This is a genomic window from Pseudomonas nitroreducens TX1, assembly GCF_000313755.1.
Taxonomy (GTDB): domain Bacteria; phylum Pseudomonadota; class Gammaproteobacteria; order Pseudomonadales; family Pseudomonadaceae; genus Pseudomonas; species Pseudomonas nitroreducens_A.
This window is the reverse complement of record NZ_AMZB01000119.1, coordinates 20,312-34,505: the sequence shown is the minus strand read 5'-3', so window position 1 is coordinate 34,505 and position 14,194 is coordinate 20,312. Positions and strand designations below refer to the sequence as shown.

Below are 14,194 nucleotides of genomic sequence, written 5' to 3'. Positions count from 1 at the left end.
CGCTGCGCAGGGGCTCGATCAGCCAGGGAGCGTTCAGGCCGGCTGGCGTTGCAGCGCGCCGCTCGAGCTTTCGCCCTTGAGGCTCCAGCTCTTGAGGTGTTCGAGGCTCGCGCGGTAGGGCTTCAGTCCGCTGGCCAGCAGCAGCGCACCGGCCAGCAGCGCCACCACGCTGACGATCAGCAGCGAGTAGCGCAGCGCCATATCGTCGGCGAACACGTAGTCGGTCACCAGGGCGATGGCGGTCGGGCCGATGCCCAGGCCGAGCAGCGTGACCACGAACAGGTAGATGGCCGAGGCCTGGCCGCGCATGGAGTTGGGCATGATTTCCTGGATCGCCGCCGGGGCGACACCGAAGGGCATGCTGAGGAAGAAGACGATGGGCGCCATCATGGCTGCCGCTGCGTTGCCGCTGTCCAGCAGCGGATAGACCAGGCTCAGCGGAATGGCCAGGACGGCCGCCAGCAGCCCCACACGCATGTTGGCGTCGGTGCGTCCGCGCTTGGCCCAGTAGTCGGCCAGGCGGCCGCCACAGACGATGCCCAGGCAGCCGAACACGGCAACGATGCTGCCGTACACCACGCCCACGTGGCCGGCATCCCAGCCGTAGGTGCGGACGAAGAAGGTCGGCACCCAGGCGCCGCTGCCGTAGCTGGCGAAGGAGATGCAGGCGAAGCCGAAGTTGTGGCAGAGCACGGTCTTGCGGTTGGCGCGCAGGTAAGCGCCCACTTCGCTCATCGGCACCACCACGCCGGCGCCCACGCCGCGACGGGTCGGCTCCTTCACCGCGAGCATCAGCAGGGTGAAGAGCACGCCGGCGGCGCCGAGTATCAGGAAGATCAGCTGCCAGGGGCGCACCTCGCCGAGGATCGGCAGGTGCACGTCGCCCTGGGCGGAGGCGAACTTGATCACCAGCCCGCCGAGCAGGAAGGCCAGCCCCGAGCCGAGGTAGATGCCCATGGAATAGACGCTGATGGCAGTGGCGCGGCGGTTGGCCGGGAAGCTGTCGGCGATCAGTGAATAGGCCGCCGGCGACAATGCCGCCTCGCCGACGCCGACACCGACGCGGAACAGCAGGAAGTGCCAGTACTGGCGAGCCAGACCGCAGGCGGCGGTCATGGCGCTCCAGATCAGCACGCCGACGGTGATCAGCCCGCGGCGGCTGCGGCTGTCGGCCATGCGCCCGAGGGGAATGCCGCACAGGGTGTAGAACAGCGCGAAGGACAGGCCCATCAGCAGGCTCATCTGCGTGTCGCTGATCTCCAGGTCGCGACGGATGGGACCGACCAGCAGGTTGAGAATCTGTCGGTCGATGAAGGAAAGCACGTACGCGACCATGAGGATCGCAACCGTGGACCAGGCCACGGCACTGGAGGGGTAGCCGTTATTGTTGTTGTTCATGCCGGGCTCCTGAAACGCCGCCAATCGCGGCGAAGGCGAAGGGGAGAACCCGCAGAGTAGGCATTGCGAACGCGTCGCGCGCGCACTATCAGGTCTCTGAATGCGCGCGTCGGCCGTTGGCTGATGAACGGGTGGTCAGGGATTGGATGGAGAGTTTTGCCGAAGGACAGCCTTCTAGGAGCGAGCTTGCTGGCGAACAGGCTCGCTCCTACGAAGAGTCGCACCTTCGTGTAGGGCGGATAAAGCGGAACGCTTTATCCGCCATGGCGGACAACGCTTGAGGCGTTATGCGCCCTACATGACTGTGCCAAACGCTCCCCTCTCCCTTCAGGGAGAGGGCTGGGGAGACGCCGACGCAGCATCAGATCGCAGCAGGCGTCCGCTCGCAGAGCTTCGCCAACGCTCGCGCCCACAGCTCCTGGTCATTCAGGCAGGGCACCAGCACCAACTCCTCGCCTCCCGCCGCGCGGAACTGTTCGTTGCCGCGCTGGCCGATCTCTTCCAGGGTCTCGATGCAGTCGGCGACGAAGGCCGGGCACATCACCAGCAGGCGCTTCACGCCCTGCTTGCCGAGTTTGTCCAGCTGCGCCTCGGTGTAGGGTTCGATCCACTTGTTGCGGCCCAGGCGCGACTGGAAGGATACCGACCAGCGTCCATCCTCGAGCCCGGCGCCAGCGGCAAAGTCCTCCGCCGTCCGCAGGCACTGGCTGCGATAACAGACCGCCATGACGTCCTCGTGCACGCCTCGGCTGGAGCTGGCAGTGAGGTCGTGGCGCTTGTCCTTCACCAGCTTGAGGATGTGCGACTCGGGCAGCCCGTGGAAGCTCAGCAGCAGGTGATCGTAGGGTTGGTCCAGATAGGGCTTTACGCTCTCCACCAGCGCCTGGCGGTACTCGGGCTCGGCGTAGAACGGCGGCAGCACCTTGAGCTCCAGCTTCAGGTTGTGCTCGCGCATCACCCGGCGGGCTTCCTCGATGGCGGTGGTGGTGGTGCTGTCGGCGAACTGCGGATAGAGCGGCGCGAATGTCACCTGGGTGATGCCCTGCCGGCTCAGGCGCAGCAGCGCACCCTCGATGGACGGCTCGCCGTAGCGCATGCCCAGCTCTACCGGACCGTGCGGCCAGAACGGCCGCACAGCCTCCTGCAGGCGGCGGCTCAGCACGACCAGCGGCGAGCCCTCGTCCCACCAGATCGACGCATAGGCGTGGGCGGATTCCTCCGGGCGTTTGCGCAGCACCAACGACACCAGCAACCGGCGGATCGGCCAGGGCAGGTCGATCACGAAAGGGTCCATGAGGAACTGATCGAGGTAGCGGCGCACGTCCTCGACCTGGGTGGAGGCCGGTGATCCCAGGTTGACCAGCAGGAGGGCGTTTTGGGTCATGCAGTGTCCTTAAACCGGTACGGTAGGAGGTGGTCGTGCAGGCTGCGCAGTTTACACGCAACGGATTTCAGCAAGGCTTGTCGCCGATGCCGCAGGGCCTCGGCCACGGCAAGCTTCAGCGGGCTTCGCGCAACACATCGGCCAGCGCATCCTTCAGCTCCGGGAAGCGGAACACGAAGCCAGCATCCAGCAGGCGGCGCGGCACAATGCGTTGCCCGCCCAGCAGCAGGATCGACATTTCGCCCAGCAGCAGGCGCAAGGCGAAGCCGGGCACCGGCATCAGTGTCGGCCGCTGCAGCGCCTGGCCCAGTTCCTGGGTGAAGTCGCGATTACGCACCGGCTGCGGCGCGCACGCATTATAGGGACCGCTGGCATCGTCCCTGCGCAAAAGAAAATCGATCAAGGCGATCTGGTCTTCTATATGGATCCAGGACATCCATTGGCGACCACTGCCCAGTCGCCCACCGGCGCCCAGGCGGAAAGGCGGCAGCAGTCGCTTGAGGAAGCCGCCTTCGGGCGCCAGCACCAGACCGGTGCGCACCAGGACCACGCGGATACCCAGTGCTTCGGCCTCGCGGGCGATCTGCTCCCAGGCCAGGCACAGCTCGCTGGCGAAGTCTTCCCCGGCCGCCGCGCTGTTCTCTTCCAACGGACGCTCGCCGGCGTCGCCGTACCAGCCAACCGCCGAGCCGTTGATCAGTACCGCCGGGCGCTGGCTGCGGCCTTCGAGCCAGCTGACCAGGCGCTCGGTCAGGCGCACCCGGCTGTCCCACAGCAGGGCCTTGCGCCGGGTACTCCAGGGCTTGTCGGCGATGGGCTCGCCGGCCAGGTTGACCACCGCGTCCAGCGGCCCGTCACCATAGGCCTCGAAGTCGGCGATACCGCGCACCGCCTCTCCGCACAGCGAGGCGACGCGCTGCGGCTGGCGGCTCAGCACGGTGAGCTGGTGCCCCTGGGCGGCCCACTGGCGGCACAGTCGACGGCCGATCAGGCCGGTACCGCCGGTCAAGAGAATGTGCATGGCGAACTCCTGGTTGCGTGTTTCCACCTTCCATCAGTCTGGACGAGAGGGAGGCGATTGCATTGACACTCCCTCTACGGCGAGGTCTACGCTGTATGTGCCGGAACCGGTGCCGGGCTCATTCCTGAATGAACCGATGCGGCGCTGAAGGTTCCGATGATCGGACTCCTATCGTTGACGGGCGCGGGCAACTGAAACCTAATTGTACAGATAATCTGGTTTGTACAAGAATACCCCGCCTGTAAAGCGACAAAGCAGACAGATGACGAGGCATGTCATGAACGCCCCCATCGCCATCATTGGCACCGGTATCGCCGGACTCTCGGCCGCCCACGCGCTGCAGAACGCCGGACAGATCGTCCAGCTGTTCGACAAGGGCCACGGCAGCGGCGGCCGCATGGCCAGCAAGCGCAGCGAAGCCGGAGCGCTGGATCTTGGCGCGCAATACTTCACCGCCCGCGACCGGCGCTTCCTCGACGCCATCCAGCAATGGCGCGAGCACGGCTGGGTCGCCGAGTGGGACCCGGCCCTGTATCAATACCGCGACGGCGAACTGAGCCCATCCCCTGACGAGCAGCCGCGCTGGGTCGGCACGCCGCGCATGAGCGCGATTACCCGCGCGCTGCTGCAGGACCAGACGGTGACGTTCGCCTGCCGCATTACCGAGGTGTACCGCGGCGAGGAACATTGGCACCTGCAGGACTCCGAGGGCCAGACCCACGGGCCGTTCAGCCGCGTGCTGGTGGCCACGCCCGCGCCCCAGGCCGCCGCGCTGCTGGCCAGCGCGCCGAAGCTGGCCGCCGCCGCCGCGAGCATTGCCATGGAGCCGACCTGGGCCGTCGCGCTGGCCTTCCGCGAGCCACTGGACACGCCGGTGCAAGGCTGCTTCGTGCATGAAGGCCCGCTGTCCTGGCTGGCCAGCAACCATTCCAAGCCGGGCCGTGACGAGCAGTTGGATACCTGGGTGCTGCACGCCGCCAGCGGCTGGAGCAAGCAGCACATCGACCTGCCCAAGGAAAGCGTGATCGAACACCTGCGCGGTGCCTTCGCCGAGCTGATCGGCTGCGCCGTCCACGCCCCGGACTTCGCCCTGGCCCACCGCTGGCTCTATGCGCGGCCGATGGAGGCCCATCAATTCGGGGCCTTGGCCGATGCTGACCTGGGCATCTACGCCTGCGGCGACTGGTGCCTGTCCGGCCGTGTCGAAGGAGCCTGGCTCAGCGGCCTGGAAGCCGCTCGCCGCTTGCTCGAACATCTCTGACGCCCACCGGTCCTCGCGTCCCGGAGGCCGGTGACCAACCCGGGGGCGCCTGCGCCTGTACAAGTTTTTGCACTTGTACAATTCTGCGCATATGCTTATCGATAGTTGTACAAGAAACTCAAACTGTACAAGTAATCGGTAACCGCCATGTCCCACACCACTTCCCGCCCCAAGCTCGGCATCAGCGCCTGCCTGCTGGGCGAGCCGGTGCGCTACAACGGCGGGCACAAAGCCTCGCACCTGTGCCTGGATGTGCTCAGCCGCCATTTTGACTTTGTCCCGGTGTGTCCCGAAGTGGCCATCGGCCTGAGTGTGCCCAGGCCCACCCTGCGCCTGGTCGGCGACCACAGCGACCCCAGAGCGCTGATCCAGCGCGAGGGCGGTCGCGACGTCAGCCAAGCCCTGCGTGACTTCGGCCAGCAGCAGGCGCAGCGGTTGCCGGACCTTTGCGGCTACATTTTCATGCAACAATCGCCCTCCTGCGGATTGCATCGGGTGAAGCTGTACCGCGCCGATGGCCAGCTGCGCCCGCCCGGTGTCCGTGGACTTTATGCAGAAACCTTCTGCGCCGCGCGCCCGGAACTGCCAGTGGAAGAAGAAGGCCGGCTCAACGATCCCGTCATCCGCGAAAACTTCCTGACCCGTGTGTACGCCTTCGCCGCCTGGAAAAGGCTTTGCGAGACGGGCCTGACACGCCACGCGGTGATCGGCTTCCACTCGCGCTACAAGTACCAGTTGCTGGCGCATAACCCGCGCCAATACAGCCTGCTCGGCCAGCGCCTGGCAAAGATCGGCGACGTGCCGCTCGAAGAATTCGCCCCAGCCTACCTGCGCGACTTCATGACGGCGCTGGGCACCTGCGCCACCCGCGGTACCCACAGCAACGTACTGCAGCACCTGGCTGGCTATCTCAAGCATGACCTGCCCGCGCCGGACAAAGCCGAGATGCAGCGCCTGATCGAGCAGTACCGCGAAGGCGTGATTCCCCTGGTAGTGCCGCTGACGCTGCTCAAGCACCACTTCCGCCGGCACCCGCACCCTTATATCGATGCCCAGGCCTACCTTCAGCCCCACCCTGAAGACCTGAGCCTGCGCAACGCCATCTGATGCGCCCCGACAGGAACGCCATGAATCCCGACCAACCCCACCGCGACTCCGACGACGACTATCGCCAGGCCCTGGCCGAAGGCTGGCTGCCGATTCGCGAAGTCTCCCGCCGTACCGGCGTCAACCCGGTCACCCTGCGTGCCTGGGAGCGTCGTTACGGCCTGGTGGTGCCGCAACGCACGCCCAAGGGCCACCGCCTCTACTCCGAAGCGCAGATTGCGCGCATCCAGGCCATTCTCACCTGGCTCGGTCGTGGTGTGGCGGTGAGCAAGATTCGCGCGCTGCTCGACGAAGATGCGCCGCCATCGATGGAGGCCACCGCCTCGCCCTGGGACGACCTGCGCCAACAATGCATTGCCGTCATCGGCCGGATCAACGAGCGCCAGCTGGACGAACTGTTCAACGGCGCGTTGGCGATCTACCCCGCACTCACCCTCTGCGAGCAATTGATGCTGCCGCTGCTGGACGAGCTCGAAAAGCGCTGGCAAGGCCAGTTCGGCGCGCAATTGGAGCGCGTCTTCTTCCATACCTGGCTGCGCACCAAGTTCGGCACCCGCCTCTATCATCACAACCGCCAGCAGCGCGGCGCTCCGCTATTGCTGGTGAACCAGTCCGGCCTGCCGCTGGAGCCGGGCCTGTGGCTGACCGCCTGGCTGGCCGGCAGCGCCGGTTGCCCCCTGGAAATTTTCGACTGGCCACTGCCGCCGGGAGAACTGGCGCTGGCCGTGGAACGCCTGCAGCCACGAGCCGTGCTGCTTTATTCCAGCCGCACGTTGAACCTGCTGCAATTGCCACGACTGCTGGCGGGCGTCGATTGCCCGCGCGTGCTGGCCGGCCCCGCCACGGCGATCCACCCCGATGCGCTTCAGGAATTGGTCATCGCCGAGCCACCGCTGCACCTGGCTGGCGACCCGGTTGCCGCGTTTGGCCTGCTGCGTGGGCTGCACCTGCTCAACAGGGAGGTCGCATGAGGCGCCAACTGGTCTGGCTGCGCAACGACCTGCGCCTGCGCGACAACAGCGCCCTGCACGCCGCCGCCGAGCGCGGCCCGGTGATCGCCCTCTACCTGCTCAGCCCCGGCCAGTGGCTGCGCCACGACGACGCGCCGTGCAAGATCGACTTCTGGCTGCGCAACCTGCGCGAACTGCGCACCGGCCTCGACAAGCGGCACATTCCGCTACTGATCCGCACGGCGGATGACTGGGACGAAGCGCCGAACCTCATCAGCCAGCTGTGCCAGGAGCTGGACATCGAGACGGTCCACGTCAACGAGGAATACGGGGTCAACGAAGCCGTGCGCGATGCCGCTGTGGAGAAGGCGCTGGCGGACGATGGCATCCGCCTGCGCAGCCATCTCGACCAACTCTTCTTCACGCCCGGCACCCTCCTCACCAAGGGCGGTACCTATTTCCAGGTCTACAGCCAGTTCCGCAAGGTCTGCTACGAACGCCTGAATCTGGGAGTGCCCAGCCTGCTGCCCGCCCCCCGCGCGCAGCAGGAACTGCATATCGCCAGTGATGAGGTACCCGAACAGGTCGAGGGTTTCGAAACGCCGCCGATCTCGTTGCGCAAGCAATGGCCAGCCGGGGAGGAAGCGGCGCACGAGCGGATGGACCTGTTCACCGACGAAATCCTCAAGACTTACCAGGACACTCGCGACCTCCCCGCCCGCGATGGCACCAGCCGCCTTTCGCCGTACCTGGCCGCCGGCGTGCTGTCGCCCCGACAGTGCCTGCACGCGGCGCTGGCGAACAACCATGGCGAGTTCGAGACGGGCAACAGTGGAGCGGTCAGCTGGATCAACGAGTTGCTCTGGCGCGAGTTCTACAAGCACATCCTGGTCGGCTTCCCGCGCGTCAGCCGGCACCGCGCCTTCCGCGAGGACACCGAGAAGCTGAAATGGCGCCACGACCCGAAAGGCCTGGAGGCCTGGCAACAGGGCCGCACTGGCTTCCCCATCATTGACGCCGCCATGCGCCAGTTGCTCGCTACCGGCTGGATGCATAACCGCCTGCGCATGGTGGTGGCGATGTTCCTCACCAAGAACCTGCTGATCGACTGGCGCGAGGGCGAACGCTGGTTCATGCGCCACCTGATCGACGGCGACCTGGCCGCGAACAACGGCGGCTGGCAATGGAGCGCCTCCACCGGCACCGACGCGGCGCCCTACTTCCGCATCTTCAACCCGATCTCGCAGTCCGAGCGCTTCGACCCGGAGGGCCGTTTCATTCGCCGCTGGCTGCCGGAGTTGGCCGGACTGGACGGCAAGGCGGTGCACGATCCCTCCCGACTCGGGTTGTTCGGCGCGCAGGGTTATCCACAGCCGATTTGCGACCTGTCGGCCACTCGGGAGCGGGCGCTGGAGGCGTTCAAGAGCCTTTCGGCCGCCCGCTGATACCGACCGCTGCGACCTGCAGGAGCGTGTCATCGGCCCGCTCCTACGCTCACTGACGCCCTCGGCTCTTTCCGCAACGCACAAAAAAGCCGGGCCCAGAGCCCGGCTTTTCTTTGTCAGCGATCTGTTACAGCGGATGCGTGTAATAGAGGCTGTAGGATTCGATACCATCATTCGGCTGGCTGATGCCGGCGTTCGAATAGTGCATGGCACGCACGCCCAGCGCCTGGCCTTCGCCGAAGCGCAGGCCTACGCCCAGGCGATCCTCGAAGTTGAAGGCGCCGCCCAGGTTCTGGTCGCCGACGCGCGAGCCACTGAAGACGGCCACTCCGATACCGGCTTCGACGAAGGGTTTGACCTTCTCACCGGAGAACTCGTAAACGAACACGGGACTGAAGGACAGCGAATGACGGCCGCTGGCCTCATCACCACCTTCCCAGTAGGTGTAGCCCGCGTCCCAGTAGCCGGTCAGGCGGCCTGTGGAACTTTCCCACCAGCTCTTGTCCCAGCCGAAACCCAGGCCGAGGCGGTAGGTCATGGTGTCCTGCCCGGTGAAGCCAACGGCGCCAGTCAGGTCAGCGGCCTGTGCGCAGACCAGTTGCCCCAGAGTCAACGCAGCCACGGCGGCGAGCGAGAGTAGTTTCTTCATCGAAACATCCTTTATTTAGAAAGCTGAATGAAAAATCCCCGCGAATAGCTGGCAATTATAAGGCCATTTGTCAGCAATCGCTGACAGACCAAGGTTCATAGCCTGCTATTTTTTCGATCAGCCTGGGAAGTAGCCAACGGTCTCGTCAGATCCCCAAAGCGCTGGAAGTACGCGTTCAAGGGCTTCGACTGCACCACTGGTCCATAGCTCAATTTTTTTTCCAGGGGAGTCGGCCAGCAACTCACGCGAGCACAGCAACCGCTCAAGCTGGCGCGCCACAGCCGCTCCAGTGTCGATCAGCGACACGTCGGCCGGTACCAATTCACGCAACAGCGGACGCAGGAAAGGGTAATGGGTGCAGCCCAGAATCAGCGTGTCGCAGCCCTCCTCCAGCAGCGGCGCGACATACCCTTGCAGCAGTTCACGGGTCTGCGGGCCGCTCAGGTCACCCAGCTCGATGCGCTCCACGAGCCCCGGACAGGGCTGGGTAACGACGCGCACGTCGCTGGCGAAGCGATCCAGCAGTGCGGCGAAGCGGGCGCTCTTCAGGGTGCCCGTGGTGGCGAGCACCCCGACCACCCCACTGCGGGTTGCTTCGGCCGCCGGCTTCACCGCCGGCTCCATGGCGACGATGGGCAACTGCGGATAAAGCTCGCGCAGGTCAGCAGCGGCGGCCGCGGTGGCCGTGTTGCAAGCCAGCACAAGCGCCTTGGCGCCACGGTGAAGGAGGAACTCGGCGATGGCGCGGCAGCGCGCGCGGATGTACTCGGGAGTCTTTTCGCCGTAGGGCACGTGGCCGCAGTCGGCGAGGTAGATCAGGGACTCTTGGGGAAGCCGCGCCCGGATTTCGTGAAGGACGCTGAGGCCGCCCACACCGGAATCGAACACGCCGATGGGCGCGGCATCAGCCATGCGCGGCTCCGCAAACGGCGCACTGCGGATCACGCTTGACCCGCAGTTCGCGGAAGCGCGTGCCGAGAGCATCGATCAGCAGCAGGCGGCCGACCAGCGGCTCGCCGAAGCCGGCCAGCAGCTTCAGCGCCTCCAGCGCCTGCAGGCTGCCCACCAGGCCCACCAGCGGGCCGACAACGCCAGCCTCGCTGCAGGTCAGTTCGGCTTCGCTGCCGTGGCCATAGAGGCAGTGGTAGCACGGGCTGTCCTCGCGGCGCGGGTCGAACACCGACAGCTGCCCTTCCAGGCGAATGGCCGCCCCGCTCACCAGTGGCTTCTTCGCGGCGACGCAGGCCGCGTTCACCGCCTCGCGGGTGCCGAAGTTGTCGCAGCAATCCAGCACCAGGTCCACGCCCGCCACGGCGGCGCCAAGGGAATCGGCGTCCAGCGCCTGGCGATGGGCGACCGGCTTTACGTCCGGGTTGATCGCGGTGAGGCGGGCGATGGCGGAATCCACCTTGCTCGCGCCCACGCTGCCGGTGTCATGGATAATCTGCCGCTGCAGGTTGGTCAGGTCCACCGTATCGAAGTCCGCCAGGTGCAGCTCGCCGACGCCGGCCGCGGCCAGGTACAACGCCACCGGCGCCCCCAGGCCGCCAAGACCGACGATCAGCACACGGCTGTCTTTCAGGCGCAGCTGGCCATCCACGTCGATCTGCGGCAGGAGGATCTGCCGGCTGTAACGCAGCAGTTCGTTGTCGGTCAGCATGTCCAGCGCCCCAGGCTGATGCGTTCGTGACCGCCCAGGTCCCGACGGCTTTCCACTGCGCTGAAGCCTCGACTGAGCAGCAGGTCACGCACGGCGTCAGGCTGGTCGAAGCCATGTTCGAGCATCAGCCAACCGCCGTTTTCCAGATGATCCGGCGCCTGGTCGATGATCAGGCGGATGTCGTCCAGCCCGTCCGGCCCGGAGACCAGTGCACTCGAAGGCTCGAATCGCACGTCGCCCTGATTGAGGTGCGGGTCGGTACTGGGAATGTAGGGCGGGTTGCTGACGATCAGCGAGAAGCGCTCGCCATCGACCGCCGAGAACCAGTGACTGGCGCGGAAGGCGACGTTGGCCAAGCGCAGGCGTTCGCGGTTGCGCTCGGCCAGGGCCACGGCCTCGGGAATGCGGTCGACGCCCAACACTTGCCAGCTCAGGCGCTCGCACGCCAGGGCAAGGGCGATAGCGCCAGTGCCGGTACCCAGGTCAAGCACGCGCGACGGCGAGGCCGGCAGCAGCGTCAGCGCTGTCTCGACCAGCAGCTCGGTGTCCGGGCGCGGAATCAGGGTGTGCGGCGCGACTTCCAGGTCCAGGCTCCAGAAGCCCTGGCGACCGAGGATGTAGGCCACTGGCTCACCGGCGATGCGGCGCGACAGGTAGACGTCAAAGAGGTCATGGGCCTCGCGGCTGACCACACGTTCAGGCCAGGTCCGCAGGAAGCTGCGCGGTTTGCCCAGCGCGGCGGCGAGCAGCAGCTCGGCATCCAGGCGCGCGCTGGGCGAGTCCGGCAGATGCGCCTCGTTGAGCAGGGTCATGATGGTTGCCATGGTCTGTCGCTCTCTCAGTCGCCCGCGGTCTCAATCACCGAGCGCGGCCAGCTGGTCGGCCTGGAACTCTTGCAATAACGGCTCGATGACTTGCTCCACTGCGCCTTCCATGACCTCCCCCAGGGAATACAGGGTGAGGTTGATGCGGTGGTCGGTCACCCGGCCCTGGGGGAAATTGTAGGTGCGGATGCGCTCGGAGCGGTCACCCGAGCCGACCAGCAGCTTGCGCGTGCTGGCGATCGCCTGCTGGGCCGCAGATTGCTGCTGGTCATTGAGCCTGGCCGCCAGCCAGGCCATGGCCTTGGCGCGGTTCTTGTGCTGCGAGCGCTCTTCCTGGCACTCGACCACGATGCCCGACGGGATGTGCGTGATGCGCACCGCCGAGTCGGTCTTGTTCACATGCTGGCCGCCGGCGCCAGAGGAGCGGTAGGTGTCCACGCGCAGGTCGGCCGGGTTGATCTCGATGGCCGCCTGTTCGTCAGGCTCCGGCAGCACCGCGACGGTGCAGGCCGAGGTATGGATACGCCCCTGGGATTCGGTGGCTGGCACGCGCTGCACGCGGTGGGCGCCGGACTCGAACTTGAGTTTGGCGTAGACGTTGTCGCCCTCGACGCGGGCAATGACCTCTTTATAGCCGCCGTGCTCGCCCTCGTTCTCGGACATGATCTCCACGCGCCAGCCCTGCTTCTCGGCGTAGCGCGAGTACATGCGGAACAGGTCGCCGGAGAAGATCGCGGCTTCGTCGCCGCCGGTGCCGGCGCGGATTTCCAGGAAGACGTTGCGGCCGTCGTTGGGGTCCTTGGGCAGCAGCATGCGCTGCAGGCGATCCTCCAGGCCGACCAGCGCGGTCTTCGCCTCGGCGACTTCTTCCTCGGCCATCTCGCGCAGGTCCGGGTCGCTGTCCTTGAGCAGCGCCTGGGCGCCCTCCAGGTCCGACTGCACCTTGCGGAACTCGCGGAAGGCGAGGATGACCGGCTCCACTTCCGCGTATTCACGGGAGTAGGCGCGGAACTTGGTCTGGTCGCTGATCACCTCGGCGTCGCCCAGCAGAGCCGTCAGCTCTTCATAGCGGTCGCTGAGGATATCCAGCTTTTTCAGGAGGGACGCTTTCATCGCTTGTCAGTGCCCTCCTCGAGGGCGAACAGTTCCTGCGCGACGGCCAGCGCATCGATGCGGCCCTCGGCGGAGAGTTTCTTCATCTGCACGCTGGGCGCATGCAGCAACTTGTTGGTCAGGCCTCGGGCGAGCTGCGCCATGACGTCCATCGGATCGGCGCCGTTGGCCAGCAGGCGCTGGGCCTTCTGGGTTTCCTCGTCGCGCAGGCGCTCGGCCTGCTGGCGGTAGGCACGCAGCACGTCGACGGCGGCCAGCTCGCGCAGGCGCAGCATGAACTCGTGCACGCCATCGCCGACCAGTTCCTCGGCGGCCTGGGCGGCGCCCTGGCGGCTCTTGAGGTTCTCGGCGACCACTTCGTGGAGGTCGTCGACGCTATAGAGGTAGACGTCTTCCAGCTCGCCGACTTCCGGCTCGATGTCGCGCGGGACGGCGATGTCGACCATGAACATCGGTTTGTGCCGGCGCTGTTTCAGCGCGCGCTCCACCGCGCCCTTGCCGAGGATCGGCAACTGGCTGGCAGTGGAACTGATAACGATATCGCTGTTGACCAGCTCATCCGGCATGTCTGCGAGCAGGATGGCGCGGGCGCCGAACTGCTCGGCCAGTTGGCTGGCGCGCTCCAGGGTGCGGTTGGCGACCACGATGCGCTTCACGCCCTGCTCGTGGAGGTGGCGGGCGACCAGGGTGATGGTCTCGCCGGCGCCGATCAGCAACGCCTGGCTGCGGCTCAGGTCGCTGAAGATCTGCCGGGCCAGGCTGACTGCGGCGAAGGCCACGGATACCGGGTTCTCGCCGATGGCGGTGTCGGTACGCACGGTCTTGGCCGTGCTGAAGGTGGCCTGGAACAAGCGCCCCAGCATCGGCCCGACGGTGCCGGCCTCGCGGGCCACGGCGTAGGCGGACTTCATCTGCCCGAGGATCTGCGGCTCGCCCAGCACCATGGAATCCAGGCCTGCGGCGACGCGCATCATGTGGCGCACGGCTTCCTCGTCCTGGTGGACATAGGCGCAGGCGCGCAGGTCGTCGATTCCCAGGTTGTGATAATCGGCCAGCCATGCCAGCACATCGCCAGCGTCCGGATGCTCGATCTCCAGATAGAGTTCGCTGCGGTTGCAGGTGGAGAGGATCGCGGCTTCGCGGCTGGAAGTCAGCCTGCACAATAGCTGCAGGGCCTCGACCATCTGCTCGGGAGTAAAGGCCACGCGCTCGCGGACGGCCACGGACGCGGTCTTGTGGTTGATGCCGAGGGCAATGAAGGCCATGCAGAATCGCTGAGCTGATCGGAAAGCCCGCAATTGTCCTACTTAGCCTTGTGAAGGACAACCACCCGCGACGTATCGCACACGGCAAATCGTATACAGGTCCGTCAGCGGCGCTTG

General features: G+C 66.2%; 13 protein-coding genes. 4 read left to right on the top strand and 9 right to left on the bottom strand.

The window, feature by feature from the left end:
- Positions 1–33: 33 nt before the first annotated feature.
- The 3 genes from C167_RS0117825 to C167_RS0117815 form a co-directional block, all read right to left on the bottom strand.
- A complete protein-coding gene (locus tag C167_RS0117825) occupies positions 34–1,398 on the bottom strand; it encodes a spinster family MFS transporter (RefSeq protein ID WP_017519649.1) in 1,365 nt (454 codons plus the stop codon).
- 361 nt (positions 1,399–1,759) lie between these two features.
- Complete coding sequence (hemH, locus tag C167_RS0117820; protein WP_017519648.1) at positions 1,760–2,782, bottom strand: ferrochelatase; 1,023 nt, start codon at positions 2,780–2,782, stop codon at positions 1,760–1,762.
- Positions 2,783–2,897: 115 nt separating this feature from the next.
- Complete coding sequence (locus tag C167_RS0117815; RefSeq protein WP_017519647.1) at positions 2,898–3,803, bottom strand: TIGR01777 family oxidoreductase; 906 nt, start codon at positions 3,801–3,803, stop codon at positions 2,898–2,900.
- 277 nt (positions 3,804–4,080) lie between these two features.
- On the opposite strand from C167_RS0117815, the gene C167_RS0117810 reads away from it, so the two are divergent.
- The 4 genes from C167_RS0117810 to phrB all read left to right on the top strand — a co-directional run bounded on the left by C167_RS0117810 (position 4,081) and on the right by phrB (position 8,566).
- Positions 4,081–5,064 (top strand): NAD(P)/FAD-dependent oxidoreductase, encoded by a 984-nt coding sequence (locus C167_RS0117810; RefSeq protein ID WP_017519646.1) that lies wholly within the window; start codon positions 4,081–4,083, stop codon positions 5,062–5,064.
- A gap of 147 nt (positions 5,065–5,211) precedes the next feature.
- A complete protein-coding gene (locus C167_RS0117805) occupies positions 5,212–6,171 on the top strand; it encodes a YbgA family protein (RefSeq protein ID WP_017519645.1) in 960 nt (319 codons plus the stop codon).
- 20 nt (positions 6,172–6,191) lie between these two features.
- Positions 6,192–7,142: a MerR family transcriptional regulator gene (locus tag C167_RS0117800; RefSeq protein WP_017519644.1), complete on the top strand. Its 951-nt coding sequence runs from the start codon at positions 6,192–6,194 to the stop codon at positions 7,140–7,142.
- Positions 7,139–8,566, top strand: a complete 1,428-nt coding sequence (phrB, locus tag C167_RS0117795) for a deoxyribodipyrimidine photo-lyase (protein WP_017519643.1) — start codon at positions 7,139–7,141, stop codon at positions 8,564–8,566. Before C167_RS0117800 ends, phrB begins: the two co-directional genes overlap by 4 nt.
- A gap of 127 nt (positions 8,567–8,693) precedes the next feature.
- On the opposite strand, the gene C167_RS0117790 is transcribed toward phrB, so the two are convergent.
- The 6 genes from C167_RS0117790 to hemA all read right to left on the bottom strand — a co-directional run bounded on the left by C167_RS0117790 (position 8,694) and on the right by hemA (position 14,077).
- Positions 8,694–9,215 (bottom strand): acyloxyacyl hydrolase, encoded by a 522-nt coding sequence (locus C167_RS0117790; RefSeq protein ID WP_017519642.1) that lies wholly within the window; start codon positions 9,213–9,215, stop codon positions 8,694–8,696.
- Between the two features lie 117 nt (positions 9,216–9,332).
- A complete protein-coding gene (gene murI, locus C167_RS0117785; RefSeq protein WP_017519641.1) occupies positions 9,333–10,127 on the bottom strand; it encodes a glutamate racemase in 795 nt (264 codons plus the stop codon).
- Positions 10,120–10,875, bottom strand: coding sequence for a molybdopterin-synthase adenylyltransferase MoeB (locus tag C167_RS0117780; protein WP_017519640.1), 756 nt, complete (start codon positions 10,873–10,875; stop codon positions 10,120–10,122). The genes murI and C167_RS0117780 overlap by 8 nt, the downstream gene beginning before the upstream one ends.
- Positions 10,869–11,699: a peptide chain release factor N(5)-glutamine methyltransferase gene (prmC, locus tag C167_RS0117775; RefSeq protein ID WP_017519639.1), complete on the bottom strand. Its 831-nt coding sequence runs from the start codon at positions 11,697–11,699 to the stop codon at positions 10,869–10,871. Before prmC ends, C167_RS0117780 begins: the two co-directional genes overlap by 7 nt.
- A gap of 30 nt (positions 11,700–11,729) precedes the next feature.
- Positions 11,730–12,812, bottom strand: coding sequence for a peptide chain release factor 1 (gene prfA, locus C167_RS0117770; RefSeq protein ID WP_017519638.1), 1,083 nt, complete (start codon positions 12,810–12,812; stop codon positions 11,730–11,732).
- Positions 12,809–14,077 carry a glutamyl-tRNA reductase gene (hemA, locus tag C167_RS0117765; RefSeq protein ID WP_017519637.1) on the bottom strand — a complete coding sequence of 423 codons (1,269 nt, stop codon included), beginning with the start codon at positions 14,075–14,077 and terminating at the stop codon, positions 12,809–12,811. Before hemA ends, prfA begins: the two co-directional genes overlap by 4 nt.
- Positions 14,078–14,194 lie beyond the last annotated feature (117 nt).